This window comes from Pseudomonas chlororaphis subsp. chlororaphis, from assembly GCF_003945765.1.
Lineage (GTDB): Bacteria > Pseudomonadota > Gammaproteobacteria > Pseudomonadales > Pseudomonadaceae > Aquipseudomonas > Aquipseudomonas chlororaphis.
Window position 1 is genome coordinate 2,274,326 of the sequence record NZ_CP027712.1, and the last position, 26,348, is coordinate 2,300,673.

At 58.7% G+C, this 26,348-nt stretch carries 31 protein-coding genes and 4 tRNA genes; 26 read left to right on the top strand and 9 right to left on the bottom strand.

What is annotated here, in order from left to right; translation table 11 throughout:
- Positions 1-5 precede the first annotated feature (5 nt).
- From C4K27_RS10365 to C4K27_RS10385, 5 genes are all read left to right on the top strand, one after another.
- Positions 6-1,217, top strand: coding sequence for an O-succinylhomoserine sulfhydrylase (locus C4K27_RS10365; protein WP_009043036.1), 1,212 nt, complete (start codon positions 6-8; stop codon positions 1,215-1,217).
- Positions 1,218-1,222: 5 nt separating this feature from the next.
- Complete coding sequence (locus C4K27_RS10370; RefSeq protein ID WP_219733791.1) at positions 1,223-1,990, top strand: SDR family oxidoreductase; 768 nt, start codon at positions 1,223-1,225, stop codon at positions 1,988-1,990.
- Between the two features lie 159 nt (positions 1,991-2,149).
- Positions 2,150-2,225: transfer RNA gene (locus C4K27_RS10375), tRNA-Val, on the top strand.
- Positions 2,226-2,284: 59 nt separating this feature from the next.
- Positions 2,285-2,361: transfer RNA gene (locus C4K27_RS10380), tRNA-Asp, on the top strand.
- Positions 2,362-2,462: 101 nt separating this feature from the next.
- Positions 2,463-2,539, top strand: a tRNA-Asp gene (locus C4K27_RS10385).
- A gap of 207 nt (positions 2,540-2,746) precedes the next feature.
- On the opposite strand, the gene C4K27_RS10390 is transcribed toward C4K27_RS10385, so the two are convergent.
- Entirely contained in the window at positions 2,747-4,030 is a 1,284-nt protein-coding gene (locus C4K27_RS10390) for an NAD(P)/FAD-dependent oxidoreductase (protein ID WP_053260345.1), read from the bottom strand.
- 183 nt (positions 4,031-4,213) lie between these two features.
- On the opposite strand from C4K27_RS10390, the gene C4K27_RS10395 reads away from it, so the two are divergent.
- The 7 genes from C4K27_RS10395 to C4K27_RS10425 all read left to right on the top strand — a co-directional run bounded on the left by C4K27_RS10395 (position 4,214) and on the right by C4K27_RS10425 (position 9,305).
- A tRNA-Val gene (locus tag C4K27_RS10395) sits at positions 4,214-4,290 on the top strand.
- 423 nt (positions 4,291-4,713) lie between these two features.
- On the top strand, positions 4,714-5,190 hold the full coding sequence (locus C4K27_RS10400) for a DUF3757 domain-containing protein (protein WP_169834589.1): 477 nt from the start codon (positions 4,714-4,716) through the stop codon (positions 5,188-5,190).
- 171 nt (positions 5,191-5,361) lie between these two features.
- Positions 5,362-5,724: an NUDIX hydrolase gene (locus tag C4K27_RS10405; protein ID WP_053260347.1), complete on the top strand. Its 363-nt coding sequence runs from the start codon at positions 5,362-5,364 to the stop codon at positions 5,722-5,724.
- Between the two features lie 156 nt (positions 5,725-5,880).
- On the top strand, positions 5,881-6,231 hold the full coding sequence (locus tag C4K27_RS10410) for a hypothetical protein (protein WP_007920558.1): 351 nt from the start codon (positions 5,881-5,883) through the stop codon (positions 6,229-6,231).
- Positions 6,232-6,554: 323 nt separating this feature from the next.
- Positions 6,555-7,184, top strand: coding sequence for a lytic polysaccharide monooxygenase auxiliary activity family 9 protein (locus C4K27_RS10415; protein WP_053260348.1), 630 nt, complete (start codon positions 6,555-6,557; stop codon positions 7,182-7,184).
- Between the two features lie 60 nt (positions 7,185-7,244).
- A complete protein-coding gene (locus C4K27_RS10420; protein WP_053260349.1) occupies positions 7,245-8,708 on the top strand; it encodes a carbohydrate-binding protein in 1,464 nt (487 codons plus the stop codon).
- A 135-nt stretch (positions 8,709-8,843) separates the two neighbouring features.
- Positions 8,844-9,305, top strand: a complete 462-nt coding sequence (locus C4K27_RS10425) for a DUF2214 family protein (RefSeq protein WP_053260350.1) — start codon at positions 8,844-8,846, stop codon at positions 9,303-9,305.
- A 64-nt stretch (positions 9,306-9,369) separates the two neighbouring features.
- Here the strand turns inward: C4K27_RS10425 and C4K27_RS10430 are convergent, their stop codons facing one another.
- Together C4K27_RS10430 and csrA are read right to left on the bottom strand one after the other, a co-directional pair.
- Entirely contained in the window at positions 9,370-9,618 is a 249-nt protein-coding gene (locus C4K27_RS10430) for a hypothetical protein (RefSeq protein ID WP_007920551.1), read from the bottom strand.
- Positions 9,619-9,966: 348 nt separating this feature from the next.
- A complete protein-coding gene (csrA, locus tag C4K27_RS10435) occupies positions 9,967-10,161 on the bottom strand; it encodes a carbon storage regulator CsrA (RefSeq protein ID WP_007920550.1) in 195 nt (64 codons plus the stop codon).
- 267 nt (positions 10,162-10,428) lie between these two features.
- Between csrA and C4K27_RS10440 the strand changes: the two genes are divergently transcribed.
- Positions 10,429-10,785 (top strand): sporulation protein, encoded by a 357-nt coding sequence (locus tag C4K27_RS10440; protein WP_053260351.1) that lies wholly within the window; start codon positions 10,429-10,431, stop codon positions 10,783-10,785.
- 104 nt (positions 10,786-10,889) lie between these two features.
- Here the strand turns inward: C4K27_RS10440 and C4K27_RS10445 are convergent, their stop codons facing one another.
- From C4K27_RS10445 to C4K27_RS10455, 3 genes are all read right to left on the bottom strand, one after another.
- Complete coding sequence (locus C4K27_RS10445) at positions 10,890-11,579, bottom strand: endonuclease (protein WP_053260352.1); 690 nt, start codon at positions 11,577-11,579, stop codon at positions 10,890-10,892.
- A gap of 4 nt (positions 11,580-11,583) precedes the next feature.
- Entirely contained in the window at positions 11,584-11,820 is a 237-nt protein-coding gene (locus C4K27_RS10450; RefSeq protein WP_053260353.1) for a DUF1654 domain-containing protein, read from the bottom strand.
- 235 nt (positions 11,821-12,055) lie between these two features.
- Positions 12,056-13,144 (bottom strand): asparaginase, encoded by a 1,089-nt coding sequence (locus tag C4K27_RS10455; protein WP_007920539.1) that lies wholly within the window; start codon positions 13,142-13,144, stop codon positions 12,056-12,058.
- A 323-nt stretch (positions 13,145-13,467) separates the two neighbouring features.
- On the opposite strand from C4K27_RS10455, the gene C4K27_RS10460 reads away from it, so the two are divergent.
- The 8 genes from C4K27_RS10460 (at position 13,468) to C4K27_RS10495 (ending at position 21,138) form a co-directional block, all read left to right on the top strand.
- Entirely contained in the window at positions 13,468-13,917 is a 450-nt protein-coding gene (locus C4K27_RS10460) for a hypothetical protein (RefSeq protein ID WP_053260354.1), read from the top strand.
- Positions 13,918-14,163: 246 nt separating this feature from the next.
- Positions 14,164-15,120: a sugar ABC transporter substrate-binding protein gene (locus tag C4K27_RS10465; RefSeq protein WP_009043052.1), complete on the top strand. Its 957-nt coding sequence runs from the start codon at positions 14,164-14,166 to the stop codon at positions 15,118-15,120.
- 57 nt (positions 15,121-15,177) lie between these two features.
- Positions 15,178-16,731, top strand: a complete 1,554-nt coding sequence (locus tag C4K27_RS10470; protein ID WP_053260355.1) for a sugar ABC transporter ATP-binding protein — start codon at positions 15,178-15,180, stop codon at positions 16,729-16,731.
- Complete coding sequence (locus tag C4K27_RS10475) at positions 16,728-17,705, top strand: ABC transporter permease (protein ID WP_053260356.1); 978 nt, start codon at positions 16,728-16,730, stop codon at positions 17,703-17,705. Before C4K27_RS10470 ends, C4K27_RS10475 begins: the two co-directional genes overlap by 4 nt.
- A gap of 3 nt (positions 17,706-17,708) precedes the next feature.
- Entirely contained in the window at positions 17,709-18,728 is a 1,020-nt protein-coding gene (locus C4K27_RS10480; protein ID WP_007920529.1) for a LacI family DNA-binding transcriptional regulator, read from the top strand.
- Between the two features lie 22 nt (positions 18,729-18,750).
- Positions 18,751-19,668 (top strand): ribokinase, encoded by a 918-nt coding sequence (gene rbsK, locus C4K27_RS10485; protein ID WP_053260357.1) that lies wholly within the window; start codon positions 18,751-18,753, stop codon positions 19,666-19,668.
- Positions 19,665-20,069 carry a D-ribose pyranase gene (gene rbsD, locus C4K27_RS10490; protein WP_053260358.1) on the top strand — a complete coding sequence of 135 codons (405 nt, stop codon included), beginning with the start codon at positions 19,665-19,667 and terminating at the stop codon, positions 20,067-20,069. Before rbsK ends, rbsD begins: the two co-directional genes overlap by 4 nt.
- Before the next feature lie 40 nt (positions 20,070-20,109).
- Positions 20,110-21,138, top strand: coding sequence for a nucleoside hydrolase (locus tag C4K27_RS10495; RefSeq protein WP_007920524.1), 1,029 nt, complete (start codon positions 20,110-20,112; stop codon positions 21,136-21,138).
- A gap of 34 nt (positions 21,139-21,172) precedes the next feature.
- Here C4K27_RS10495 and C4K27_RS10500 read toward each other — a convergent pair whose 3' ends face one another.
- The gene (locus tag C4K27_RS10500; protein ID WP_053260359.1) at positions 21,173-21,385 is read right to left on the bottom strand and encodes a hypothetical protein; all 213 of its coding nucleotides are present in this window, start codon (positions 21,383-21,385) and stop codon (positions 21,173-21,175) included.
- Positions 21,386-21,548: 163 nt separating this feature from the next.
- Between C4K27_RS10500 and C4K27_RS10505 the strand changes: the two genes are divergently transcribed.
- Both C4K27_RS10505 and C4K27_RS10510 read left to right on the top strand, forming a co-directional pair.
- Positions 21,549-21,854, top strand: a complete 306-nt coding sequence (locus C4K27_RS10505) for a hypothetical protein (protein ID WP_007920522.1) — start codon at positions 21,549-21,551, stop codon at positions 21,852-21,854.
- 161 nt (positions 21,855-22,015) lie between these two features.
- Positions 22,016-22,327 (top strand): I78 family peptidase inhibitor, encoded by a 312-nt coding sequence (locus C4K27_RS10510; RefSeq protein WP_007920521.1) that lies wholly within the window; start codon positions 22,016-22,018, stop codon positions 22,325-22,327.
- 73 nt (positions 22,328-22,400) lie between these two features.
- Here C4K27_RS10510 and C4K27_RS10515 read toward each other — a convergent pair whose 3' ends face one another.
- Positions 22,401-22,613: a cold-shock protein gene (locus C4K27_RS10515; RefSeq protein WP_003179963.1), complete on the bottom strand. Its 213-nt coding sequence runs from the start codon at positions 22,611-22,613 to the stop codon at positions 22,401-22,403.
- 293 nt (positions 22,614-22,906) lie between these two features.
- A complete protein-coding gene (locus tag C4K27_RS10520) occupies positions 22,907-23,206 on the bottom strand; it encodes a hypothetical protein (RefSeq protein WP_009043058.1) in 300 nt (99 codons plus the stop codon).
- A 384-nt stretch (positions 23,207-23,590) separates the two neighbouring features.
- On the opposite strand from C4K27_RS10520, the gene thrS reads away from it, so the two are divergent.
- From thrS to rpmI, 3 genes are read left to right on the top strand one after another with little or no spacing between them, the layout of a single operon-like run.
- A complete protein-coding gene (gene thrS / locus C4K27_RS10525; RefSeq protein ID WP_053260360.1) occupies positions 23,591-25,513 on the top strand; it encodes a threonine--tRNA ligase in 1,923 nt (640 codons plus the stop codon).
- A complete protein-coding gene (infC, locus tag C4K27_RS10530; RefSeq protein ID WP_169914426.1) occupies positions 25,513-26,064 on the top strand; it encodes a translation initiation factor IF-3 in 552 nt (183 codons plus the stop codon). The genes thrS and infC overlap by 1 nt, the downstream gene beginning before the upstream one ends.
- 60 nt (positions 26,065-26,124) lie before the next feature.
- Complete coding sequence (gene rpmI / locus C4K27_RS10535; RefSeq protein ID WP_002553160.1) at positions 26,125-26,319, top strand: 50S ribosomal protein L35; 195 nt, start codon at positions 26,125-26,127, stop codon at positions 26,317-26,319.
- Positions 26,320-26,348: the final 29 nt, after the last annotated feature.

Consider the following 26,348-nt stretch of genomic DNA (forward strand, 5'->3'; position numbering starts at 1 on the left):
GCGGCATGAGTCAGGATTGGGATGCCGGTCGGCTGGACAGCGACCTTGATGGCGTAGCTTTCGACACCCTGGCCGTGCGCGCCGGCCAACACCGTACCCCGGAAGGGGAGCACGGTGATCCGATGTTCTTCACCTCCAGCTACGTGTTCCGCACGGCCGCCGATGCGGCCGCGCGGTTCGCCGGCGAGGTGCCGGGCAATGTCTATTCCCGCTACACCAACCCGACCGTGCGGGCGTTCGAAGAGCGCATCGCCGCCCTGGAAGGCGCCGAGCAGGCGGTGGCCACGGCCACTGGCATGGCGGCGATTCTCTCGGTGGTCATGAGTTTGTGCAGCGCGGGCGACCATGTATTGGTTTCGCGCAGTGTGTTTGGCTCGACCATCAGCCTGTTCGAAAAGTATTTCAAGCGCTTCGGTATCGAGGTCGATTACGTGCCCCTGGCGGACCTGTCCGGTTGGGATGCGGCGATCAAGGCCAATACCAAGCTGCTGTTCGTTGAATCACCGTCCAACCCGCTCGCCGAACTGGTGGATATCGCCGCGTTGTCCGAAATCGCTCACGCCAAGGGCGCGATGCTGGTGGTCGACAACTGTTTCTGTACTCCGGCGTTGCAGCAGCCGCTGAAGCTGGGCGCGGACGTGGTGGTGCACTCGGCGACCAAGTTCATCGATGGCCAGGGGCGTTGCATGGGCGGTGTGGTGGCTGGCCGCAGCGAACAGATGAAAGAAGTGGTGGGTTTCCTGCGTACCGCGGGACCGACCCTGAGTCCGTTCAACGCCTGGATCTTCCTCAAGGGCCTCGAAACCCTCAACCTGCGGATGCGCGCCCATTGTGCCAATGCCCAGGCCCTGGCCGAATGGCTGGAGCAGCAGGACGGCATCGAGAAGGTGCACTACGCCGGTCTGCCAAGCCATCCGCAATACGAACTGGCCAAGCGTCAGCAACGTGGTTTCGGCGCGGTGGTGAGCTTTGAGGTCAAGGGCGGCAAGGACGGGGCCTGGCGTTTTATCGACGCCACTCGCCTGATTTCCATTACCGCTAACCTGGGCGATAGCAAGACCACCATCACTCATCCGAGCACCACCTCTCACGGCCGTCTGGCGCCGCAAGAGCGTGAAGCGGCGGGCATTCGTGACAGCCTGATTCGCATCGCTGTCGGCCTTGAGGATGTGGTGGACCTGCAAACCGACCTGGCGCGCGGGTTGGCAGCCTTGTGATCGAGTTGTCCGAACAGCAGAGCATTGCCAACGGCCGCGTCGCGCTGGTGACTGGCGCGGCACGCGGTATCGGCCTGGGCATCGCTGCCTGGCTGATCAGCGAAGGCTGGCAGGTGGTGCTGACCGATCTGGATCGGGTACGCGGCTCCCAGGTGGCCAAGGTCCTGGGTGACAGTGCCTGGTTCATTGGCATGGATGTGGCGGATGAAGCGCAGGTCGCCCTGGGTGTCGCCGAAGTGCTGGGGCAGTTCGGGCGCCTCGATGCGCTGGTGTGTAACGCAGCAGTCGCCGATCCGCGCAACATCACCCTGGAGAGCCTCGACCTGGCTTACTGGAATCGGGTGCTGGCGGTGAACCTCAGCGGTCCGATGCTCCTGGCCAAGCACTGTGCGCCGTATTTGCGTGCTCATGGCGGAGCCATCGTCAACCTGGCATCTACCCGTGCCCGGCAATCGGAACCGGACACTGAAGCCTATGCGGCGAGCAAGGGCGGTTTGCTGGCCTTGACTCATGCATTGGCCATGAGCCTGGGGCCGGAGATCCGGGTCAATGCGGTCAGCCCCGGCTGGATCGACGCTCGGGACCCGGCGGCGCGTCGGGCCGAGCCCCTGAGCGATGCCGATCATGCTCAGCATCCGGCGGGCAGGGTAGGGACGGTCGAGGATGTGGCGGCGATGGTGGCGTGGCTGTTGTCGAAGAACTCCGGTTTTGTCACTGGTCAGGAGTTCGTGGTCGACGGCGGTATGAGCAAAAAAATGATTTATCGCGACTGATGGCGTGTGGAGGGCGCAACGAGCACGGCTTTAGGTCGTCGGTGTTGTTGATCCCTTCTGCAGGCATTGTCGTGATTTTGTCTTTTTCAGAAAAACTTCAAGCAGGGTATTGACTTAGCATCGGTATCTGCGTAAATTTCGCGGCCTCAACGAAGCAAAGGGTGATTAGCTCAGCCGGGAGAGCATCTGCCTTACAAGCAGAGGGTCGGCGGTTCGATCCCGTCATCACCCACCACTTCTTGAGTGTCTTTCGAAAGAAAGGCGGAGGCTTCCACGGAAGCATCCAACCGACGCGCAGCGGTAGTTCAGTCGGTTAGAATACCGGCCTGTCACGCCGGGGGTCGCGGGTTCGAGTCCCGTCCGCTGCGCCATATTTTCCAGATCAGGGATTCCTGCTCTGAGATTGAAAAGCCTCGAAGCTCTCCAGTCAGACGATTTAAACGGTTCACATGGACGTAAGTCCAAGCGATACGCAGCGGTAGTTCAGTCGGTTAGAATACCGGCCTGTCACGCCGGGGGTCGCGGGTTCGAGTCCCGTCCGCTGCGCCATATCTACTTGAAGGAACACTGAACGCCTTCAAGTGACGAAGAAGCCGCAAGCTCTTCGGATCGATAGCAAAGACCCTGGTCGAAAGACCGGGGTTTTTTGTTTTCGGAATCCGGCTTTTTTGATGCTGCTCAGGCAGTCGATATTGCCTCTCTGCAAATAAAAAACCGCCTTATGGGCGGTTTTTTATTTGCAGAGAGGCAGGGTTATCAGAACCCCAGCTTGTCCCGCAGGCTGTAATACCAGGCGCCCATTGCGGTAAATGGGGTGCGCAACAGCTGGCCGCCAGGGAAGGGGTAGTGCGGCAGCTCGGCAAAGGCGTCAAAACGTTCTGCCTGGCCGCGCAGGGCCTCTGCCAGTACCTTGCCCGCCAGATGGGTGTAGGTGACGCCATGGCCGCTGCAGCCCTGGGAGTAGTAGATGTTGTCGCCCAGGCGTCCGACTTGCGGCAGACGCGACAGGGTCAGCAGGAAGTTGCCGGTCCAGGCGTAGTCGATCTTCACATCCTTGAGTTGCGGGAAGGCCTTGAGCATCTTCGGTCGGATGATGGCTTCGATATTTGCCGGGTCGCGAGCGCCGTAGACTACGCCGCCGCCAAATATAAGGCGCTTGTCGGCGGAAAGACGGTAGTAATCCAGCAGATAGTTGCAGTCCTCGACGCAGTAGTCCTGGGGAAGCAGACTTTTTGCTAGCTCATCGCTCAATGGTTCAGTGGTGATGACCTGGGTGCCGCATGGCATCGATTTGGCGGCCAGTTCCGGCACCAGATTGCCCAGGTAGGCGTTGCCCGCGACTATGACGAACTTGGCCCTGACCTTGCCTTGAGGGGTATGTATCACCGGATTGGCACTGCGTTCGATGCGTACCGCCGGGGACTGCTCGTAGATAACGCCACCCAGGGATTCCACGGCTGCCGCTTCACCCAGTGCCAGATTGAGTGGGTGGATATGCCCGCCGCTCATGTCGAGCATGCCGCCCTGGTACAGGTCACAAGCGACGACTTCGCGAATGCGGCGCTGATCCAGCAATTCCAGCTGGGTGTGGCCGTAGCGCTCCCACAGGCGCTTCTGCGACTCCAGGTGACCCATCTGCTTGCTGGTGATGGCGGCGAACACTCCGCCATCCTTCAGGTCGCACTGGATTTGATACTTGGCGACCCGCTCACGGATGATCCTGCCGCCTTCGAAGGCCATCTGGCCAAGCAGTTGAGCTTGCTTGGGGCCGACACTGCGTTCAATCACATCAATGTCGCGGCTATAGCTATTGACGATCTGTCCACCGTTGCGCCCGGAAGCGCCGAAGCCTACCTTGGCCGCTTCCAGGACAGTGACTTTAAAACCACTCTCAAGCAGGAACAGGGCGCTGGAGAGGCCGGTATAGCCGGCACCGATCACGCAGACATCGGTTTCCACATCATCTTGCAGCAGCGGGCGGGCTGGAGCAGCGTTGGCTGACGCCGCGTAATACGACTGTGGGTAAGGTGTGTTCGCCATCCTGCAACCTCTGTTTAATATTCTTGACAATTGCGTGGATCCTACCTGAGTTGAAAAACGCCTACCAGCCATCGAAAACTCTTCTTGGCAGGCTCAAAAAATAAAAATTCGCATATTCAGAGGGTTAGCTGCAAAAAAGGTGTTGACACCCCTCCGGAATTCCGTAGAATGCCGCCTCACAGCAGGCACGTAGCTCAGTTGGTTAGAGCACCACCTTGACATGGTGGGGGTCGTTGGTTCGAGTCCAATCGCGCCTACCAAACAAAATCCGCTCTGCTGGGCGGTCTAGAAGGGCTCACCGAAAGGTGGGCCCTTTTTTGTTGTCCGCGGTTTTCAAAACCTTTGCAAAGCCGCCACTCAAAAGGCCAAGTCGGCACCTGCCTCCAGGTACACGATCTCCTTTTGCGGCGTGCCCTTCCTGATAGTGTTCTTTCAAGGTCCACCGATGACTTCAAGCTGGCGATCTTCGCGGCGTTGGAGGCTGGCCTGGTCCAGGTGGATAGCACGCTTTAGTCAGGGGCGTCGTTGTGACTGCACTTTGCAACTGACCACCAAGAGCGGGCGCTTCGATGTAGAGACTGCTGGTCTTAAGAGAAAAATCTAATATTTTAGGAATCGTCCTACATTCTAAAGTTGTTCTAGTTGATAGAACCTTCCTTCTGATATTTACGAAGGAATGGAACGTGTCTAGATTGTTGGGTTGGGTGTTGCTGTGTTCGCAGCTATTTACATTCGTGTATGCCGCGCCTGCTAGTAATTACCTCAATATCCCTGATTGGCCGGGTGATCAGGAATCATGTCCTTCGCCGCGAGATATCAAGGGCATGATGGGCATTTTTAGCGCGCCAGCTAAAAGTGAGGGTGCTGAATGGGTAGGTGTGCTGGTTGACGGTGCCATGGAAGCTGTTACCAACTTCGAGAAAAGCTATTTTGTATTGACTCACCAAGGTGGCGATAAAGTTGGTTTTATAAATAGCTGTATCTATGTAACCTCCGGTGGCCGATATTTGAATATGCATCTTGATCTCGGCGGTCATTACAAACAGGTCATGTGGGTTGGAAGCTCGTTGTCATGGAAAGAGTCTCGAGACTTCTCCTCATCAACAATCCTGGAATGCACGGATACCTATAGAGATGCATGCAGTTTTTATTTGAAGTGAATGTCTACGTCTGTATGGGTGGGTTTTGTTCCAGGCTATGCCGTTGTCTTTTTGGCATCCTTAATGCTTATGTATTTCATGACATTTTTGTGACACTTTTAAGTCAGTTTTCGGTCTGTATGCACGTTCCCTGCGCAATACGGGCAGGATGTGGTCGGGTAGGGTGCAGGTATGAAGAGTAGAGCGACGGTAATTTGTGCGCACGGAGGGCAAATTCTTTTTGTCCGCAAGGATCGCGCAAAATGGTCTTTACCGGGCGGCAAGGTCGAGCCTGGGGAGTCTCCCGCTGCCGCCGCGATACGTGAGTTGCGGGAAGAGACAGGGCTGGATGCCAGTGAGCCTCTTTACATCCTGGAGTTCGACGCCGGCAATGTACGGCATCACGTATTCGAGGTTGCCGTGGCCAATGCCGAGGAGGCCCGGCCCTTGAATGAAATTGCGGCCATTGCTTGGCATGCCTATGGGGCTGCCCGTGAGCTGGATGCAACGGCTGCCACCAAGAGTATTGTGAGCTCGTTTTTACGCCGCCTTTAACCGAGGTGTTATCGATTCATGAAGAAGCCCGCCTTGCGCGGGTTTTTGTTTTTCCGGCCAGTGAGCGAAATGGTCTGCGAGTGGTTTTCTCGCAGCCGAGTGCCAATGGCTTGTCATGTGAGTGATACAGTCGCGTTTTTACGGCGAGGTAGCGTGATGCGGGTGTTGATGGCGGTAATGGTCGTGGCGTTGCTGGCGGGGTGTGCCGGCTCGGCGATGAATGAGGCGCGTTCGAAGAGCCCCTACAAGGTGCTCTCGTCGGCCAAGGCGGAGCAAATCGTGGCGCAGTGTGTGCAGTTTGCCTGGCAGGACGAAGCTGTGTTCGGTGTGGATGCGTCGGCCTATCTGGAATCTGCCAAGGTGGGTGGATACACGGTCTATACCCGTTCGGCGGAGTCCTTTGCCGATATTCGGGGGCAGGCTTCGGGTACCACCGTCAATTATTACGCGGTCCAGGACAACTGGGTCGCCAAGCGTAGACTGGCCGCATTGGCGACTTGCCTGTAATTCCTTTTTGAACGCTATCCAGTAAACGGATCATGAACCCGGCTCTTGCCGGGTTTATGGTTTATTGAAGATCTCCATTGTTTTTCCTGAAGGGTTGATTAACAAGAGGCTAGTTGAATATTCATTTATTGGCTTGTGTAAGTTATTTGCCTTTCTCTCTGTAGGTTTGTGCTGTAATTATTTGTTGATGTCCCGGCTTTGTTGAGGTGCAACAATTTGCTCGGCATTTTGTATGCGGGGATCAGTAGACAAAACACTGATTTGGACTAGTTTAAAAGTTCTCCTCAAGAAGGAGATTCATTTAATCAAAGGAGTGAAAGATAATGAATAAGCCATTAGTTCAACCGAAACACGGGCGTGTCGTATCCCCCTCCAGCCGTGGTGCTGTCGCCGTCGAGCTGGGGCTGCTCGGCACCTGGCAGGTCAATGAGATGGAAGGCGGTAAAAATTTCCCGGCCCTGGTGGGCGGACCTTTTCAGAAACCATACGAGAGCGACGTCGCCAGCGTTGTGCCACCGGCTGATGGGTATATCCTCAGCGGCGGCAAGACCGACGAGCGTGACTGCCTCAACTTCACCAATGAAGAAATGTCGAAGAAGCTTGGGCGTTCGTTCTCCTGGCCGTTGCTCAACGTCGATCCGGGGCAGGTGTTCCAGGTCAAGTGGGAGTACACCGCTCCTCATGTGACCCGCGGTTACAGCTGGTTCATCACCAAAGATGGCTGGGACCCGAAACAGCGTATCAGTCGTGCGCAACTGGAGCCGCAGGCTTTCTTCAAGGACTTCTACACACAAGTTCCGTATGACCAGCACGGCGATGAAATGAAGGCCAAGGTCGAACATCAGGTGACACTGCCCAAGAACAAGAAAGGCCATCACGTGATTGTGCTGGCGTGGATTGTCGCCGACACCGGCAATGCGTTCTATCAGGCGTTCGACGTCGACTTCAAATAGTCGACTTCGAATAACAGCAGAAGTTGTCATTCTCTTTAAATGGTTCTGAAGGATTAGAACGTGAACAAGATCGACTTTGCAGCGGTAAAGACTCAGGCGAATGATTCGGCATCGTTGATGCCGTCGATCGCAGGCAAGAAGATTCTCATGGGCTTCTGGCACAACTGGCCGGCTGGCCCCAGTGACGGCTACCAGCAGGGGCAGTTCGCCAACCTCGACCTGGTCGATGTACCCAAGGAATACAACGTGGTGGCGGTAGCCTTCATGAAGGGCAACGGCATTCCCACCTTCAAACCCTACAACCTGTCGGACGAGGAGTTCCGGCGCCAGGTTGGCGTGCTCAACAGCCAGGGGCGGGCGGTGTTGATTTCCCTTGGCGGTGCGGACGCTCATATCGAGTTGCACAAGGGCAACGAGCAAGCGCTGGCCCACGAAATCATCCGTCTGGTGGAAACCTATGGTTTCGACGGGCTGGACATCGACCTCGAGCAAAGCGCCATCGATTTTGCCGACAACAAGATCGTGCTGCCGGCGGCGCTCAAGCTGGTGAAGGATCACTACGCAGGCGAGGGCAAGCATTTCATCATCAGCATGGCGCCGGAGTTTCCCTACCTCGCCACCGGCGGCAAATACGTCGGTTATATCCAGGCGCTGGATGGCTACTACGATTTCATCGCGCCGCAATACTACAACCAGGGCGGCGACGGTCTGTGGGTCCAGGAAGCCAACGGCGGGCAGGGTGCCTGGATTGCCCAGAACAATGACGCGCTGAAGGAAGACTTTCTGTTTTATCTGACCGAGAGCCTGGTCACCGGTACGCGTGGCTATATCGCCATCCCTGCCGACAAGTTCGTGATCGGTCTGCCGGCCAACGTCGACGCGGCAGCGACCGGGTATGTCATCGACCCTGCGGCGGTGAGCAATGCCTTCAAGCGTCTGGATCATGTCGGATTGTCGATCAAGGGCCTGATGACCTGGTCGGTCAATTGGGATGACGGCCTCAACAAGTACGGCGTCCGTTACAACTGGGAGTTCCGTGATCGTTATGCGCCGCTGATCCATGGCGGCAGCGGCGAGGAGCGACCTTCGGCGCCGGGCAACCTGTTTTCCCCCGCGCAGACAGAGAACAGCGTGACCTTGAGCTGGAGTGCTGCCCACGGTGTTCGCCCGATCGAGTTCTACACCCTGTTTCGCGATGGCAAGCCGGTGGCCCAGACGGCCTCGCTGACCTTGAAGGACGAGGGGCTGAAAACCGATACGCTGTACAGCTACTTTGTCAGCGCTACGGACGCCCAGGGCAATCAGTCGCTGCCCAGTACCAGCCTGAACATCAAGACCGCTGGCGGGGTGCCTGACCCGCAATACCCGGAATGGCAGTTGAATCATCACTATCGCAAAGATGATGGTGTGACTTATCAGGGCAATCTGTATCTGTGCTTTCAAGAGCACACCTCGAATGCCGGCTGGACTCCGGATGTCGCCTTCACCCTTTGGGCCAAGGTGGCGGTTCAGCGTCGTGCGTGAGCGCGGCTAGGAGCAGTGCAGAGGCGCCCTGATGACGGGCGCCTTTTTTATTGGGTATCGGGCAAGGCAAAGCTGCGGGTTATGGGCTAATACTCACAGGCCGTTTTTTGTCATCCGTCAATGGAGAGTGGAGCGATGCTCATGCACTGGTTTCTCGCGGCCGTACACCTGTTGGCCTTTGCTGTCGCCTTTGCGGCGGTGCTCAATCGCGGTACAGCGTTGCGCCGCGTGGTCACCGAAGGGGCGGATGTGCGCCGGGCTCTGCTGGCCGACAATGGCTGGGGGCTGGCCGCCGCGGTGTTGTTGATCACCGGCTTGCTGCGCGCCTTCGCTGGCTACGAAAAAGGTACGGACTACTACCTGCACCAGCCGCTGTTTCACATCAAGATGACCTTGTTCGTCATCATCCTGTTGCTCGAAATATGGCCAATGGTTGCGCTGATCAAATGGCGAATCGCCCTGGGGCGCGGGGCGTCGATCGATACCGGTCGCGCCACGCTGTTTGCGCGCATCAGCCACCTGCAGGCGCTGCTGATTGTGCTGATAGTAGTGGCGGCCAGTGGCATGGCACGTGGGGTTATGTTCGGCCAGTCATGAGGTGAGGAGTCGCGTGTGCTCGGGCTCGCTGCGGGCTGTTGCGCGTCATTGAGCACCGCGCGCTCTAGCAGAGTTGGCTGAAAGCCTTGCTGATGGTGGCCCGGTTGGTTTTGAACTCGGCCTGCTGCACGGGAATGATGCCGAACTCGTCGCTGACGATAGCCAGCACGCGGTGCAGGTAGTCGACGTTGGCCTCGGAGCGGAAGGTGAATATTCCGCGTTTGACTTCGTAGAGCCCCTCCGTCGAGCAGGCGGCAATGGTCCGCATCGCATTCAGGTCGTTGGTGATCAGAAGGTAAGCGAACTCTTGCATATGACCGCTCCTTGTTCGTAAAGCATCTGCCGATGGCAAGGGGGGGAGCCTCGGCGGGTTCGCGGAGGCGGTAGGTCTTGAAATTACTCCTCCTGCTCATTGCCACGCTACTGAGTATTTATACAAAAACGAGGAAGGGCTTTCTCCCGGCCGAGTCGTATCGACAGATTGCCGGGATGGAGCGCTATCAGTGAAGGGCTTGGGTAGTGCACTTTTGCCAGGGCTGGCGCTGGCGGCCTGAACTGCGCCGCTGCCATATGAAGAGGGGGAGGATGCTGCGGGGAATCAATCAACGATGACGCTGCGCCAGCCATTGTGACGAGACAAAGGGCTGGCCGCTCATGGCGCTCAAGGTGTTTCGCGTTTGTCCGGGGCGGTGAGGCCGGCTTGGATCCGTTGGTAGATTTCTTCGCGATGGACTGCGACGTCTTTCGGGGCATTGATGCCGATCCGGACTTGCTGGCCGCTAACGCCCAGAATGGTGATCGTGATGTCGTCACCGATATTTATGCTTTCACCGACCTTGCGGGTGAGTATCAGCATGATCTTCTCCTTGATTGCTTAGTAGGGCACCTGATTCAGACAGTGCAGATGTCGGTAGTAGTGCGTATAGATTACTGCGAAGTACCACTGTGTGGGTGCCTCTTTCTGACGCGCAGACGCTGTATTAATTCCCGAGGTGCAACTATACAGAGGCGATAAATATCATTCTCCTTGTTTTGCGCTGATTTTGTGGCGTTTGTGCAGGGGATTGGGGTGCTAAAATCGCCGCCTCAGACTTTCAAGGGGTAGGTTGTGCGCACAGTAGCGATGATGATGGCGGTCCTGGCATTGGCGGGATGCGGTGAAGGCAAGCATGCCGAGGTGGACAAGAAGGTGGCGCCGGTTGTCCAGGCACAGCCGCCGCAGGCCGCCACGACGCCGCAATGGGATGTGCTGGTCGCCGGCACCCTGCCTCAGGCGACGAGCGATCTGGCCGGCTGGCTGATCGAACACGGGATCATTTCCTATGTCGTCGTCGAAGATGGCAAGGATCGGGTGCTGATCGGCCCGTTCGATTCCCAGGCCGAAGCCGAAGCCAAGAAAGCCGAGCTGGTCGAGAAGCTGACCAAGGCCAAGAAGCGCAATATCGAGCCGCAGGTGATCGAGCACCGCGTCGCGCAATAAGCCGTTCTTTTGGGTGCCGGGTCAAGGCCAGTCTTGCCGGCGCTCAATCATCCTTGAGGGGGGCTGTCCATGCCCCGGACGTTTATCGGCAACCCGGACGGATATCAGCCGCAGGCCTTCAGGTTGACCGGGCCGACGAACTCGTTGCCACGCCCCATCACACAAGCCACGCTCTGATTGCGCTGGCGCTCCCAGGGTTGTACCGGATAGGTCTTGTTCCAGGCTTCGTACAACTGACGATCCTGTTTCGACAGGCGCAGGTTGTACTGCTTGCTCATATAGAAGTAGGTCCGGGCGATCATGCCGCGAATGGATGGGCGTGGCATGACCTTCTTGGCCTTGAAGTCGACCTGAGTCAGGCACGAACCGTACTGGCCGGACCGCGCCGGCAGCCAGCCGAAGCTGAAGTTGTTACGGTCGCCATTGACCTCGCCGATGCTCGGTACCAGGTTGTGCAGGTCGGCTTCGGCGCGTTGATAAATAGGGTCGTGGCGCGTGCAGTTCTTGCGTCCGCCTTGCTGCCAGCATTGACGCTGATGGCCGATCTGCCAGGCGGGAACGATGTGCTCCCATTCGATGCGCGCGGCGCGATTGGCGTTCTTGCGGGGGACATAGCCGCAGGCGGCGAGGTTGACCCGATTGCCGCTGTACTTGCAGCCACAGTAGAACTCGGTGGATTGCGGGGCGTACAGCTTCCAGGCGATTTTCTTCGCTTCGTTGAAGGTACGGGGCGCATCGGCCTGGGCATTCAGGGCAACGCAAAGCAGCAGTACAGCAAAACAGCGGGCAATCATCGACTCAGTCTTCCTTCGGCACAACCCAGAAAATCTGCACACCGCCGTCATCGCGATAGGCGAGGGTGACGTTGTCGTTTTCGGCGATTTCTTCGAGCAGGCGCTCCCACTCGTCGACCGCTTCGTCGGGCTGACGGAAGATCAGGGCGGCCTTGGCTTTTTGTGCGTTGGGCGAATTGATGATTTGCTGAACGCGCAAACCGAGGCGTTCATAAGAGCTTGGTGGTGCTGCGGCGGGCACGGAACATTCCTTATTAAGCTGTATGCGCGTACAGTATTTTACTGTAGGAAATTTCGCAACCGCTTAAAATTCAAGAGGTTCTTCTGACAGCAATATCCGCGGATTGCTGCAAAACGATTGAGTTTTTTATCTGCGGGATAAAGAAGAGGGCAGGCCAACCGGGGCGGAGCACTCGCCCAGGGCGGGCGAGTGCGGGGTAGAGCGGTGCCCGACCAGAGCAGGTCGGGCGGGCCAATCAGTATTCCCAGAACATCCGCTGCAGTTCCTTGCTGTCCTGGGTCTTGGTCAGAGCGACCATGGCCAGGATGCGGGCTTTCTGCGGGTTCAGGTCGTTGGCCACGACCCAGTCGTATTTGTCGTCAGGCTGTTCCGCGTTACGCAGTACGAAGCCGCCGGCATTGACGTGGGACGAACGAATGATCTGTACGCCATTCTTGCGCAGCTCCTGCAGGGCCGGCACTACGCGGGAAGACACCGAGCCATTGCCGGTACCGGCATGGATGATGGCTTTGGCGCCGGACTGGGCCAGGGCCTTGTAGGCGGTGTCGCTGACGTTGCCGTAGCCATAGGCGATTTCGACGTCAGGCAGGCTCTTGATGGTCTTGATGTCGAATTCCGAATCCAGGGTGTGACGCTTGGCCGGCAGGCGGAACCAGTAGGATTTGCCTTCCACCACCATGCCCAGCGGGCCCCATGGGCTCTTGAAGGCTTCGGTTTTGATATTGATCATTTTGCTGACGTCGCGACCCGACTGGATCTCGTCGTTCATGGTGACCAGCACGCCCTTGCCATGGGCTTCCTTGCTGCCGGCGACGGCGACGGCGTTGTACAGGTTGAGCATGCCGTCGGCGGACATGGCGGTGCCTGGACGCATGGAGCCGACCACTACGATGGGCTTGTCGGTCTTTTCCACCAGGTTCAGGAAGTACGCGGTTTCTTCCAGGGTGTCGGTGCCGTGGGTGATGACGATGCCGTCGACGTCCTTGCTGTCGGCCAGTTCGGCGACGCGGCGGCCCAGTTGCAGCAGGTTTTCGTTGGTGATGCTTTCAGAGGCGATCTGCATGACCTGTTCGCCGCGCACATTGGCGACCTGGCTCAGCTCGGGGATCCCGGCGATCAGCTGCTCGATGCCGACTTTTGCGGCCTGGTAGGTGGCGCTGTTGGCGGCACTGGCGCCAGCGCCGGCAATGGTGCCGCCGGTAGCGAGCACGACCACGTTGGCCAGCTTCTGTTTGGTTTCGACTTCCTTGGCCTGCAATGCAGTCGGAAGGAGCAAGAGGAGGGCCAAAGCGCCCGGAACAAGGGTGTTGAAAGCAGATTTCATTATTTTCTCTCTAGTAGTGAGACGGTGCTGGTGCAGGTTCATCTAGATACACCCGAGACAGATCTGAATGCCGCGGGCGAAAGGGAACAGCAGGATCTGTACCAGCCGGACTGTGGTCGCAAAACTCTTTTAACTTAATGATTTATATCAACTTATTTTTAGTTATCGGATTCGATGGCCGTTTCGTTGTCCGGTTTTCCGAATGCTCGGAAGATTTGCGTTCGGTTGTCCGACAGTTCTGATTTTCATGAGGAAAAAGCTGAATTAAAGAGATGGTCCTTGCAGCCGATGCCCTTCAAGGATCGTTTCTTTATGGAGCTCACATGTCTATTTCTGTCGGTTTTCCCGCTGCCGGGGCCATCACCATCAACGGTAAATCACCGGCCACTATCGAGGCTCTGAGCCAGGGCGCCGCCGATAGCGCTGCGCAAGTCCTGGGGATCGATGAAGAGGGCAAGCTGCGAGTGGCGTCCGGTTCCGAGGCCGAGAAGGCCGAGACTCAAGACTCCGAAGGGGACAATCAAAGCCTGGTGGTGAAAATGCTGCTCAAGCGCATGAAAGAACTGCAGGCCCAATTGCAGGAGCAACAGCAGCAGTTGGCCGCTGCCCAGGCGGCGAGTTATCCGACCCCTGAAGCCAAGGCGACCGTGGTGATGGCGATTCAAGGCCAGATCGTCGATACCAACGGCGCGCTGCAGGAAGTGGCGGGGAAGCTGGTCAAGGAACTGAGCAAGGACGCTTCGTCAGGCACACTGGTCAGTACCACCGCATGATTGTGTGATGTCGTACGGGGCGCCTGTCCTGGCGTTCCGGGCGGCTCATGGGCTTGGCTCCCCCGTTGACAAATAGCAGCAGGGTTCGCATAGTTGGTTTTACGCAAACGTTTGCGCAGGCCCTGGGCGATAAAAGTCATACACCTCTCAGGTTCGCTTCAAGCCGCGTTAATCGGGGTCTGAAGGTCGTCGAGCGTACTCCGGCGCAAGCGTTGCTCACAATAATCATAAGATCGGAGTGAACCCATGAAGCTGCCATTCGCTGGACGTCTTCTCGCTGTCGCTGTTCTGGCTGCCGCATCCGCTACGCTTCCCCTCTCTTCGGCATTCGCCGAGACCCCAGAAAAACCCAAGGTCGCCCTGGTCATGAAATCCCTGGCCAACGAATTTTTCCTCACCATGGAAGACGGCGCCAAGGCTTATCAAAAAGACCATGCCGCCGATTTCGACCTGGTTTCCAACGGCATCAAGGATGAAACCGACACCGCCAACCAGATCCGTATCGTCGAGCAGATGATCGTTTCCAAGGTCAACGCGCTGGTGATCGCCCCGGCGGACTCCAAGGCCATGGTGCCAGTGATCAAGAAGGCGGTGGACGCCGGTATCACCGTGATCAACATCGACAACCAGCTGGATCCGGCCGTACTCAAAAGCAAAAACATCAGCGTGCCTTTTGTCGGCCCCGACAACCGCAAGGGCGCGCGCCTGGTGGGCGAGTACCTGGCCAAGGACCTGAAGGCCGGGGACGAAGTCGGCATCATCGAAGGCGTGTCGACCACCACCAACGCCCAGCAGCGCACCGCAGGCTTCAAGGATGCGATGGAGGCCGCGCAGATCAAGGTGGTCTCGCTGCAATCCGGCGACTGGGAAATCGATGCCGGCAACCGCGTCGCCGCCGCCATGCTCAGCGAATACCCGAACCTCAAGGCGCTGCTGGCCGGCAACGACAGCATGGCCGTCGGTGCCGTCTCGGCGGTGCGCGCGGCGGGCAAGGCCGGCAAGGTCAAGGTGGTCGGCTACGACAACATCAATGCCATCAAGCCGATGCTCAAGGACGGTCGCGTGCTGGCGACCGCCGACCAGTTCGCCGCCAAGCAGGCGGTCTTCGGTATCGAGACGGCGCTGAAGATCCTCAAGGGCGAGAAGGTGGACGGTGGCGCCAATGGCGTGATCGAAACTCCGGTTGAGCTGGTCACCCAGTAATCTTTCTGGCGGCGCAACGGCGCCCGCCTGAACAGGCGGGCGCATGGAGAGTTTCTTATGTCAGTTTCCGCTGTGAACGCTGTCCTTTCGGTCAGCGGTATCGGCAAGACCTATGCGCAACCGGTATTGACCGGCATCGACCTGACGCTGATGCGCGGGGAGGTGCTGGCGCTGACCGGGGAAAACGGCGCGGGCAAAAGCACCCTGTCGAAAATCATTGGTGGCCTGGTGACCCCGACCACCGGAGAGATGCGCTTCAACGGCCAGGCTTACCGTCCTGGCAGTCGCACCCAGGCCGAAGAGCTGGGCATCCGTATGGTCATGCAGGAACTCAACCTGTTGCCGACGCTGTCGGTGGCCGAGAACCTGTTCCTCGATAACCTGCCCAGCCGCGGTGGCTGGATCAGCCGCAAACAGTTGCGCAAGGCGGCTATCGAAGCCATGGCCCAGGTCGGCCTGGAGGCGATCGACCCCGATACCCTGGTCGGCGAACTGGGGATTGGCCACCAACAGATGGTGGAGATCGCGCGCAACCTGATCGGCGACTGCCATGTGCTGATCCTCGACGAGCCGACCGCGATGCTCACGGCTCGCGAAGTCGAGTTGCTCTTCGAGCAGATCACTCGTCTACAGGCCCGTGGCGTGGCCATCATCTATATCTCCCATCGCTTGGAAGAGCTGGCCCGGGTCGCGCAGCGCATTGCGGTGCTGCGCGACGGTTGCCTGGTCTGTGTCGAGCCGATGGCCAATTACAACAGCGAGCAACTGGTCAACCTGATGGTAGGGCGCGAGCTGGGCGAACACATCGATCTCGGCCCGCGCAAGATTGGCGCGCCGGCTCTGACGGTCAGCGGCCTGAGTCGTTCCGACAAGGTTCTGGACGTGTCTTTCGAGGTGCGCAGCGGCGAGATATTCGGTATTTCTGGGTTGATCGGGGCAGGGCGCACCGAACTGTTGCGACTGATCTTCGGCGCCGACAAGGCTGACAGCGGCACGGTGGCCCTGGGTTATCCGGCGCAGGTGGCGAATATCCGTTCGCCGGTCGATGCAGTGGCCCACGGCATTGCCCTGATCACCGAGGACCGCAAGGGTGAAGGCCTGCTGCTGACGCAATCCATCAGCGCCAATATCGCCCTGGGCAACATGCCGGAGATCTCCAGTGGCGGCCTGGTCAATGGTCGTGACGAATCGGCATTGGCGCAGCGGCAGATCGATGCCATGCGCATTCGCAGTTCGGGGCCAGCGCAGCTGGTATCCGAACTGTCCGGGGGCAATCAGCAGAAGGTAGTCATCGGCCGCTGGCTGGAGCGCGATTGCGCGGTGCTGCTGTTCGACGAGCCGACCCGGGGCATCGATGTCGGCGCCAAGTTCGATATCTATGGCCTGCTTGGCGAACTGACCCGCCAGGGCAAGGCGCTGGTGGTGGTCTCCAGCGACCTGCGGGAGCTGATGTTGATCTGTGATCGCATTGGTGTGCTGTCCGCCGGGCGCCTGATCGATACCTTCGAGCGCGATAGCTGGACCCAGGATGAACTGCTTGCCGCCGCTTTCGCCGGCTATCAAAAACGTGATGCGTTGCTCAACGAAGCGGCGCCTAGGGACCTCCCATGAAAACTGCATCTTCGGCCGGCAAACGTGGCGGCAACTATTACGGCCTCGGCACCTACCTGGGGCTGGCCGGTGCCTTGCTGGCAATGATTGCGCTGTTCTCGACACTGAGCAGCCACTTTCTTTCCTACGACACCTTCAGCACCCTGGCCAACCAGATCCCGGACCTGATGGTGCTGGCGGTGGGCATGACCTTTGTCCTGATCATCGGCGGCATCGATTTGTCCGTCGGCTCGGTGCTGGCCCTGGCGGCCTCCACTGTCAGCGTGGCGATTCTCGGCTGGGGCTGGAGCGTGGTTCCGGCGGCATTGCTGGGCATGGGTTGCGCGGCATTGGCCGGAACCATCACCGGTTCGATCACTGTCGCCTGGCGTATTCCTTCGTTCATCGTCTCCCTCGGTGTGCTGGAAATGGCCCGCGGCGTGGCTTACCAGATGACCGGCTCGCGCACCGCCTATATCGGTGATGCCTTCGCCTGGTTGTCGAACCCGATCGCCTTCGGTATCTCGCCATCGTTCATCATTGCCTTGCTGATCATCTTCATCGCCCAGGCGGTGCTGACGCGCACGGTGTTCGGCCGTTACCTGATCGGCATCGGCACCAACGAGGAAGCGGTGCGGCTGGCGGGCATCAACCCCAAACCCTACAAGATCCTGGTGTTCAGCCTGATGGGGCTGCTGGCGGGCATCGCCGCGCTGTTCCAGATTTCCCGCCTGGAGGCCGCGGACCCGAATGCCGGCTCCGGTCTGGAGCTGCAAGTGATCGCGGCGGTGGTAATCGGCGGTACCAGCCTGATGGGCGGACGCGGGTCGGTGATCAGCACCTTTTTTGGGGTATTGATTATCTCGGTGCTGGCCGCGGGGCTGGCGCAGATCGGCGCGACCGAGCCGACCAAACGCATCATCACCGGCGCGGTCATCGTGATTGCGGTGGTACTGGATACTTATCGCAGCCAGCGCGCAAGCCGGCGGAGCTGAGTCATGGCAACGATCAAAGATGTGGCGGCGCTCGCAGGGATTTCCTACACCACGGTTTCCCATGTGCTGAACAAGACGCGTCCGGTCAGCGAGGAAGTGCGGATCAAGGTCGAGGCGGCGATCCAGCAGCTCGACTACGTGCCCAGCGCCGTGGCGCGTTCGCTGAAGGCCAAGACCACGGCGACCATCGGCCTGTTGGTGCCCAACAGCCTCAATCCGTATTTCGCCGAGTTGGCCCGAGGGATCGAGGATTATTGCGAGCGCAACGGCTACTGCGTGATTCTCTGTAACTCCGACGACGACCCGGAAAAACAGCGCAGCTACCTGCGAGTGCTGCTGGAAAAACGCATCGACGGCCTGATCGTGACCTCGGCCGGTGGCGACGGCGGGCTGGCCAAGGGCCTGGCCGCCGTGCGCACGCCGATGGTGATCGTCGACCGCGGGCTGGAAGGGGTGGATGCGGACCTGGTGCGGATCGATCACGAATACGGCGCGTACCTGGCGACCCGTCATCTGCTCGAGTTGGGCCATCGCGATATCGCCTGCATCGGCGGCCCGGACTACACCAGCGTGGCGCAGCTACGTCTGGCGGGGTTCCAGCGGGCGTTGCGCGAAGCCGGCGTGGAGGTGCCTGCGCAGCGCATCCTGCAGAGCGACTTCACCAGTACCGGCGGTTATCACGCGGCGGCCCAGTTGTTGGAGCGCAACCGGCCCAGCGCGATCTTCGCCGGTAACGACATGATGGGCATCGGTGTGCTGCGCGCGGCGGCGGAGCGCAATATCCGGGTGCCGAGCGAACTGTCGGTGATCGGCTTCGACGATATCCAGATGAGTCGTTATGTGTATCCGGCGCTGACTACAGTTGGCCAGTCGATCCTGCAACTGGGCGAGCAGGCGGCGGAGCTGTTGCTGCGCCGCATTGCCACCCCTGGATTGCCGACCGACCAGCGTATCGTCACCCCAAGCATTGTCCTGCGCGAGTCGACGGCGCCTGTGGCCGGCGCATTCGCCGAGTACCGTTGAATCGAATTGTGAGTATCGATGTATGCCAGCAAAAGTAGTGGTAGTAGGCAGTCTCAATATGGACCTGGTCACCCGGGCCGAGCGGCTGCCGCGTGCCGGTGAAACCCTGATCGGCCAGTCGTTCGCCACGGTTTCCGGTGGCAAGGGGGCGAACCAGGCGGTGGCGGCGGCCCGCCTGGGTGCCCAGGTGTCGATGATCGGCTGCGTCGGTGATGATGCCTACGGCGAGCAATTGCGCTCGGCGTTGCTCGCCGAACGGATCGATTGCCAGGCCGTCACCGCTGTCTCTGGCTCCAGTGGCGTCGCCTTGATCGTGGTGGACGACAGCAGTCAGAACGCGATCGTGATCGTGGCCGGTGGCAATGGTCGGCTCACGCCAGAAGTGGTCAGCGGCTTCGACAAGGTGCTGCAGGCGGCCGATGTAATCATCTGCCAGCTCGAAGTACCGCTGCCCACTGTGGGGCATAGCCTCAAGCGCGGCCGTGAACTGGGCAAGACCGTGATCCTCAACCCTGCACCGGCCAGTGGCCCGTTGCCGGCGGACTGGTACGCGTCCATCGACTATCTGATTCCCAACGAAAGCGAGGCCGCGGCCCTCAGCGGCTTGCCGGTGGATTCCCTGGCGAGCGCCGAAGCCGCGGCCGCCCGCTTGATCGCCGCCGGGGCCGGCAAGGTCATCATCACGCTCGGCGCCCAAGGCTCGCTGTTCGCCAATGGCACGAGCTTCGAGCATTTCCCGGCGCCCAAGGTCAAGGCGGTCGATACCACGGCCGCCGGCGATACCTTCGTCGGTGGTTTTGCCGCCGCCTTGGCCGCCGGCAAGAACGAGGCTGAGGCGATTCGTTTCGGTCAGGTCGCGGCAGCGCTGTCGGTGACCCGCCCAGGTGCGCAACCTTCCATTCCCACGTTGTCCGACGTACAGGCGTTCTCTCCCGCATGAAAAAAACACCCTTGCTCAATGTCGCCCTGTCGCGACTGATTGCCTCCCTGGGGCACGGCGATATCGTGGTCATCGGCGATGCCGGCCTGCCTGTACCGCCGGGCGTCGAATTGATCGACCTGGCCTTGACCCAGGGTATTCCGGATTTCCTCAGCACCTTGCAGGTGGTGCTTTGCGAGATGCAGGTGGAAGGCCATGTGCTGGCGCGGGAGATCCTGGATCGACAATCCCCGACCCTGCAAGCGCTCGAGGCGTTGAGCGCCGAGGGGGCGCTGGGCGCGCGCAAGCTGTTGAGCCACGATGAGTTCAAGGCGCTCAGCCGCCAGGCGCGGGCCATCGTTCGCACGGGGGAGTGTCAGCCTTATTGCAACATCGCTTTGATTGCCGGGGTGACGTTCTGAGCGTTGCCCCTCTCTGTTCAACCACGCAAAGGAGTGCACCATGCACCGCTATGCTCAGCTATTGAAACACCTGATCCGGAGTGTTCTGCTCGTGTCCCTGTTCACTGCTACCAGCGCCCATGCGGCAGAAAAAATCGATCTGATCATCGATACCGATCCGGGTGCCGATGATGTGGTTGCGTTGCTGTTCGCCCTGGCGTCGCCGGAAGAACTGCAGATCCGCGCGCTGACCACGGTGGCCGGCAACGTGCGCCTGGACAAGACCTCGCGTAATGCGCGCCTGGCCCGTGAGTGGGCGGGGCGCGAAGAGGTGCCGGTGTACGCTGGCGCGCCTAAGCCGCTGCTGCGCACGCCGATCTATGCCGAGAACATTCACGGCAAGGAAGGCATTTCCGGGGTCACGGTGCATGAGCCGAAAAAGGGCCTGGCTGAGGGCAGTGCGATCAATTACCTGATCGACACCCTGCGCGCCGCCAAGCCCCACAGCATCACCATTGCCATGCTGGGGCCGCAGACCAACCTGGCACTGGCGCTGATCCAGGCACCGGATATCACTCAAGGCATCAAGGAAGTGGTGGTCATGGGCGGGGCGCATTTCAATGGCGGCAACATCACCCCGGTGGCCGAGTTCAACCTGTTCGCCGATCCGCAGGCTGCCGAGGTGGTGCTCAAGAGCGGCGTGAAGCTGACTTACCTGCCGCTGGACGTCACCCACAAGGTACTGACCAGCGATGCGCGCCTGCAGAAGATCGCGGCCTTGAACAACAATGCCAGCAAGGTGGTGGGCGATATCCTCAACGAATACGTCAAGGGTGACATGGAGCACTACGGCATTCCGGGTGGCCCGGTGCATGACGCGACCGTCGTTGCCTACCTGCTCAAGCCCGAGCTGTTCAGCGGGCGCCAGGCCAACATGGTGATCGACAGCCGTGAGGGCCCAACCTTCGGCCAGACCATCGTCGATTGGTACGACGGCCTGAAGCAGGAGAAGAACGTGTTCTGGGTGGAGAATGGCGATGCCCAGGGTTTCTTCGATCTGCTGACCGAGCGCCTGGCTCGCCTGAAGTAAGTGATATTCCCGGCAGGTGCCGGCCTGTCGGGCGCTACGCCTTCCCTGTATCCGGCGAGCCTGAGTGTTCGCCGGGATACTTCTCGAATATCTGCTCGATGAATGTCTGGGCCGCTTCGGTGCCCAGCTCCCTGATCAGCAAGTCGATGCCGATGATCGCCAGCTCTTCGGGGCTGCCGGGGCTGTAGGAGCAGTGGCCTTCGGGCCATTTGGCTTTGATGTCGGCGTCGATCGTCACGGTGGCCATGGAAGTCTCGCGAACTCGGAAAGGATAGGGCCGGACAGGCGCTTGTCGAGGGCTTCCGGTCTTGTAGAGTTAAACACCTTGGCGGGCTTTTCGCACTCCGACTTAGGCATGAGGGGAGGGCTGTGCGACACTTGGTCATTGTCTGTTTTCAAGGGGTGCCAGTGTGCAGATCGATTTGAACAACCCTGATGCCTTGACCTTCGAGGCGGTGCGCCAGTTGCTGGCGTCGGCCAGTGACGATGTGCATACCCAGTTGCGAGTGACCAAGGCGGGCATTGCCTATATCTCGTCGGGCGTGGTCGGTGGCGCGGACATCGACGGCCTGCTGTTCAGGCTGGAGACCTGGGCCGCCGGTTCCGGTTATGTCGGGCGGGTAGCGGCCAGTGATGAGGTCTGGGTGACGCAGATTTTTAACGCGTTGAAACAGAACTGGCCGAAGCCACCGTTCGATTACATCGATATTTACTGAGGCTGTTCATATCCGGTCACGATTGCTGCATGAAAACGTGGCCGTACCTGATGCAGACTTGCCCGCTGCCTGGCCAAGAGGCCATTGGCCAGTCCGTTTGTGAAACCAATAGTCAGAGCGGTTGTCGCACTATCTCTGCTTATTTTTGAAAAGGAGGCTTCATGCCTTGGAAGCTCGCGTCATTCGGTACCTTGTTGGCTGCAGTCGTTTTGACGGGGTGCAGCACTTCTTCGCCGGATAAGGATCCGGTAGCGACCGAGAGCGGCCATAGCCGCTGTGAGGCTAAGGCGGCCGAATTCGCCATCGGCAAAAAAGCTTCGCCTGAGCTGCTGGAACAGGCGCGTACTCGCGCAGGTGCGCAGAACGCCCGTATTCTCAAGCCGAATGACATGATCACCCTGGAATACCGTTCCGATCGGCTGAACCTAAACACCGATACCAATCTGGTGGTCACCCGGGTCAACTGCGGCTGATCGCGTCAGCGCTTTTGCACCTTGCATAAAAAACCCCGTCACATGGACGGGGTTTTTTTAGCTCGCTGAGAAATTACTCAGGACGAACTTGTGCAGCTTGCATACCCTTTTGGCCTTTCTCAGCCACGAAGGAAACGGTCTGGCCTTCTTTCAGGCTTTTGAAACCGTCGCTTTCAATAGCTTTGAAGTGTACGAACAGGTCGTCACCGCCACCTTGAGGAGTGATGAAGCCGAAGCCTTTTTCATCGTTGAACCATTTTACGGTGCCGGTTTGGCGATTAGACATGGTGTATCTCCAAGAAACATATATTTTCAGTAGTACTGTGCTGCTCAGGCCAACTGGGCACACCGGGCTATCATAGTCGAAATGTTCGACTTGGGAGCCCCCCGGACGTGCCGATTCCCAGGTGCTTGAGTCCGTTTTGTTGCTCCGATCGGCTGAAGGCCCCGGTTTAAGGGGCTTTCGCTGAAAATATTCGGTGATAAAAAAAGCCGTAAAAGCTGCGTAAATTGTGAAAAAAGGCCGGTTTTCAGATCGCATCGAACCTGATTCAAGGCCCTCTCTCGCGCTTTAAAGGCTTATTTCACCACCCGGCAAGCGGCAATAGCGTCCAGGGCCTTGGTTCTCAGCGCCGGATCCGGTTGAGTCTGCTTGCTCATGAGCTGTTTGATTTCGTCGGTAGTGAATTTCTCATTGAGCTTGTCCGCACCACAGGCGCAGTGCTTTTCCGCACTTTTCACATCAACGCTTTGGCTGGCGGCAGCCGTGCAATCCTTCATGTATTCGGCGCGTACCCCGGCTGGCCAGGCGGCTTGCGCGCTCAGTGGCAGCAGCAGGGCGAAAGGGGCGGCAAGGGCGAATAGTTGGGTGAGGCGCATGAGTCGAGCTCTCCTGGGATTGGTACAAGAATGGCGATTCTCGGTGTATTTGAGACCTTGCGTACACACCAAGTTCACTTTCTCGAAAGAAAGCGCGGATACGCTGGTCCCGGTGGGAAGTACGGCGCGATGACCGTTCATCTGTGCTAGCATGCCCGGCTTGGGTGTTTTCAGGCTCTGGGCGAGTTTCAATCCCACCGCGGTCTATGCCTCTATTTTTCTGATTTGAACTCCAGTCACTCTGGTTCGTTTTACCGGTTGGCCGCAAGGCTCCTGCCACTGTGAGGCAGGCGTTCGTCACGAACGGCCTGGATCGAACCGCGTACTGGCTCATCCCAACCCACGTGACCTTTGGTAGGGGTCACCACTAGGAGAGGAGGCGCCATGCCCACTATTACTCTTCCCGACGGCAGTCAACGTTCATTCGATCATCCGGTTTCCGTAGCCGAGGTCGCCGCATCCATTGGTGCAGGTCTGGCCAAGGCCACCGTGGCCGGCAAGGTCAATGGCAAATTGGTCGACGCCTGCGATCTGATCGACAGCGACGCGACCCTGCAAATCATCACGCCAAAGGATGAAGAGGGGCTGGAGATCATTCGCCACTCTTGCGCTCATCTGGTTGGCCACGCGGTCAAGCAGCTGTATCCGACAGCGAAGATGGTTATCGGTCCGGTGATCGATGAAGGCTTCTATTACGATATCGCCTACGAGCGTCCTTTCACCCCGGACGACCTGGCGGCCATCGAACAGCGCATGCAGCAGCTGATCGAGAAAGATTACGACGTCATCAAGAAGGTCACTCCGCGCGCCGAAGTGATCGAAGTGTTCAAGGCTCGCGGCGAAGACTACAAGTTGCGCCTGGTCGAGGACATGCCGAACGAACAGGCCATGGGCCTGTACTTCCACGAAGAATATGTCGACATGTGCCGTGGTCCGCATGTGCCGAATACTCGCTTCCTCAAGTCCTTCAAACTGACCAAGCTGTCCGGCGCCTACTGGCGCGGCGATGCCAAGAACGAGCAACTGCAGCGCGTCTATGGCACTGCCTGGGCGGACAAGAAGCAGCTGGCGGCTTATATCCAGCGTATCGAAGAAGCCGAGAAGCGCGACCATCGCAAGATCGGCAAGCGTTTGGGCCTGTTCCATACCCAGGAAGAAGCGCCGGGCATGGTGTTCTGGCATCCGAATGGCTGGACCCTGTACCAGGTGCTCGAGCAGTACATGCGCAAGGTGCAGCGCGACAATGGCTACTTGGAGATCAAGACTCCGCAGGTGGTCGATCGCAGCCTGTGGGAGAAATCCGGGCACTGGGCCAACTACGCCGAAAACATGTTCACCACCGAGTCGGAAAGCCGCGACTACGCCATCAAGCCGATGAACTGCCCGTGCCACGTGCAGGTATTCAATCAGGGCCTGAAGAGCTACCGCGAGCTGCCGATGCGTCTGGCCGAGTTCGGTGCCTGCCACCGTAACGAGCCGTCCGGTGCATTGCACGGCATCATGCGTGTGCGTGCCTTCACCCAGGACGATGCGCATATCTTCTGCACCGAAGAGCAGATGCAGGCTGAATCCGCGGCATTCATCAAGCTGACCATGGATGTCTATGCCGACTTTGGCTTCAAGGACATCGAAATGAAGCTTTCCACTCGCCCTGAAAAGCGTGTGGGTTCCGACGAGCTGTGGGATCGCGCTGAAAATGCCTTGGCTGCCGCGCTTGATAGCGCCGGGCTACCGTATGACCTGCAACCGGGCGAAGGGGCGTTCTATGGTCCGAAAATCGAGTTCTCGCTGAAAGACTGCCTGGGTCGTGTCTGGCAGTGTGGTACCTTGCAGCTCGATTTCAACCTGCCGATCCGTCTGGGTGCCGAGTACGTTTCCGAAGATAACAGCCGTAAACATCCGGTGATGTTGCACCGGGCGATCCTCGGTTCTTTCGAGCGTTTCGTCGGGATTCTGATCGAGCATTACGAAGGGGCATTCCCTGCGTGGCTGGCTCCGACCCAGGCCGTGGTGATGAATATCACTGATAAACAGGCAGATTTTGCCCTCGAAGTGGAAAAAACCCTCAATCAAAGCGGATTTCGTGCCAAGTCCGACTTGAGAAATGAAAAGATCGGCTTTAAAATCCGCGAGCATACTTTGCTCAAGGTTCCCTATCTCTTGGTTATTGGAGATCGGGAAGTCGAGACGCAGACTGTCGCTGTGCGTACCCGTGAAGGTGCTGACCTGGGCTCGATGCCCGTCGCCCAATTCTCGGAGTTCCTTGCACAAGCGGTTTCCCGGCGTGGTCGCCCAGATTCGGAGTAATTATTATTAAGCGTGAAATGAGACAAGATAAACGAGCTGCACCGAAAGCCCCGATCAACGAGAATATCTCGGCACGCGAGGTTCGGTTAATTGGCGCTGACGGCGAGCAGATTGGCATCGTCTCGATTGATGAAGCGCTTCGTATTGCTGAAGAAGCCAAGCTTGATCTGGTGGAAATCTCCGCCGACGCAGTCCCACCGGTTTGCCGTGTGATGGACTACGGCAAGTCGATCTTCGAGAAGAAGAAGCAGATTGCTGCGGCGAAGAAGAACCAGAAGCAGATTCAGGTAAAAGAAATCAAGTTTCGTCCAGGGACGGAGGAAGGGGATTACCAGGTAAAACTGCGCAACCTGGTACGTTTCCTGAGTGACGGGGACAGGGCCAAGGTATCCTTGCGATTCCGCGGCCGTGAGATGGCCCACCAGGAGCTGGGGATGGAACTCCTCAAGCGGGTTGAAGCTGACCTGCAAGAGTACGGTTCGGTCGAACAGCATCCTAAGATGGAAGGACGCCAGCTGATCATGGTCATCGCCCCGAAAAAGAAGAAGTAATCAACAGGGCACGGCAGGCCTTCTGATTATGTTTATCAACTGAATGCGGAGTATCCGAACATGCCAAAGATGAAAACCAAAAGTGGTGCTGCTAAGCGGTTTCTGAAAACTGCTAACGGTATCAAGCACAAGCACGCTTTCAAGAGCCACATCCTGACCAAAATGTCGACCAAGCGTAAGCGTCAACTGCGCGGTAGCAGCTTGCTGCATCCGTCTGACGTGGCAAAAGTCGAGCGCATGCTGCGCCTTCGTTAATTTTTGGATCAAGAATAGAGGAAGTAACT

What these genes read in the sequence shown, in the direction of transcription:
- C4K27_RS10365 (WP_009043036.1), top strand. Translation starts at nt 6, where the DNA reads ATGAGTCAGGATTGGGATGCCGGTCGGCTGGACAGCGACCTTGATGGC.
- C4K27_RS10390 (WP_053260345.1), bottom strand. Translation starts at nt 4,030, where the DNA reads ATGGCGAACACACCTTACCCACAGTCGTATTACGCGGCGTCAGCCAAC.
- C4K27_RS10405 (WP_053260347.1), top strand. Translation starts at nt 5,362, where the DNA reads ATGAAGAGTAGAGCGACGGTAATTTGTGCGCACGGAGGGCAAATTCTT.
- C4K27_RS10410 (WP_007920558.1), top strand. Translation starts at nt 5,881, where the DNA reads ATGCGGGTGTTGATGGCGGTAATGGTCGTGGCGTTGCTGGCGGGGTGT.
- C4K27_RS10415 (WP_053260348.1), top strand. Translation starts at nt 6,555, where the DNA reads ATGAATAAGCCATTAGTTCAACCGAAACACGGGCGTGTCGTATCCCCC.
- C4K27_RS10425 (WP_053260350.1), top strand. Translation starts at nt 8,844, where the DNA reads ATGCTCATGCACTGGTTTCTCGCGGCCGTACACCTGTTGGCCTTTGCT.
- C4K27_RS10430 (WP_007920551.1), bottom strand. Translation starts at nt 9,618, where the DNA reads ATGCAAGAGTTCGCTTACCTTCTGATCACCAACGACCTGAATGCGATG.
- csrA (WP_007920550.1), bottom strand. Translation starts at nt 10,161, where the DNA reads ATGCTGATACTCACCCGCAAGGTCGGTGAAAGCATAAATATCGGTGAC.
- C4K27_RS10440 (WP_053260351.1), top strand. Translation starts at nt 10,429, where the DNA reads ATGATGATGGCGGTCCTGGCATTGGCGGGATGCGGTGAAGGCAAGCAT.
- C4K27_RS10445 (WP_053260352.1), bottom strand. Translation starts at nt 11,579, where the DNA reads ATGATTGCCCGCTGTTTTGCTGTACTGCTGCTTTGCGTTGCCCTGAAT.
- C4K27_RS10455 (WP_007920539.1), bottom strand. Translation starts at nt 13,144, where the DNA reads ATGAAATCTGCTTTCAACACCCTTGTTCCGGGCGCTTTGGCCCTCCTC.
- C4K27_RS10460 (WP_053260354.1), top strand. Translation starts at nt 13,468, where the DNA reads ATGTCTATTTCTGTCGGTTTTCCCGCTGCCGGGGCCATCACCATCAAC.
- C4K27_RS10465 (WP_009043052.1), top strand. Translation starts at nt 14,164, where the DNA reads ATGAAGCTGCCATTCGCTGGACGTCTTCTCGCTGTCGCTGTTCTGGCT.
- C4K27_RS10470 (WP_053260355.1), top strand. Translation starts at nt 15,178, where the DNA reads ATGTCAGTTTCCGCTGTGAACGCTGTCCTTTCGGTCAGCGGTATCGGC.
- C4K27_RS10475 (WP_053260356.1), top strand. Translation starts at nt 16,728, where the DNA reads ATGAAAACTGCATCTTCGGCCGGCAAACGTGGCGGCAACTATTACGGC.
- C4K27_RS10480 (WP_007920529.1), top strand. Translation starts at nt 17,709, where the DNA reads ATGGCAACGATCAAAGATGTGGCGGCGCTCGCAGGGATTTCCTACACC.
- rbsK (WP_053260357.1), top strand. Translation starts at nt 18,751, where the DNA reads ATGCCAGCAAAAGTAGTGGTAGTAGGCAGTCTCAATATGGACCTGGTC.
- rbsD (WP_053260358.1), top strand. Translation starts at nt 19,665, where the DNA reads ATGAAAAAAACACCCTTGCTCAATGTCGCCCTGTCGCGACTGATTGCC.
- C4K27_RS10495 (WP_007920524.1), top strand. Translation starts at nt 20,110, where the DNA reads ATGCACCGCTATGCTCAGCTATTGAAACACCTGATCCGGAGTGTTCTG.
- C4K27_RS10500 (WP_053260359.1), bottom strand. Translation starts at nt 21,385, where the DNA reads ATGGCCACCGTGACGATCGACGCCGACATCAAAGCCAAATGGCCCGAA.
- C4K27_RS10510 (WP_007920521.1), top strand. Translation starts at nt 22,016, where the DNA reads ATGCCTTGGAAGCTCGCGTCATTCGGTACCTTGTTGGCTGCAGTCGTT.
- C4K27_RS10515 (WP_003179963.1), bottom strand. Translation starts at nt 22,613, where the DNA reads ATGTCTAATCGCCAAACCGGCACCGTAAAATGGTTCAACGATGAAAAA.
- C4K27_RS10520 (WP_009043058.1), bottom strand. Translation starts at nt 23,206, where the DNA reads ATGCGCCTCACCCAACTATTCGCCCTTGCCGCCCCTTTCGCCCTGCTG.
- thrS (WP_053260360.1), top strand. Translation starts at nt 23,591, where the DNA reads ATGCCCACTATTACTCTTCCCGACGGCAGTCAACGTTCATTCGATCAT.
- rpmI (WP_002553160.1), top strand. Translation starts at nt 26,125, where the DNA reads ATGCCAAAGATGAAAACCAAAAGTGGTGCTGCTAAGCGGTTTCTGAAA.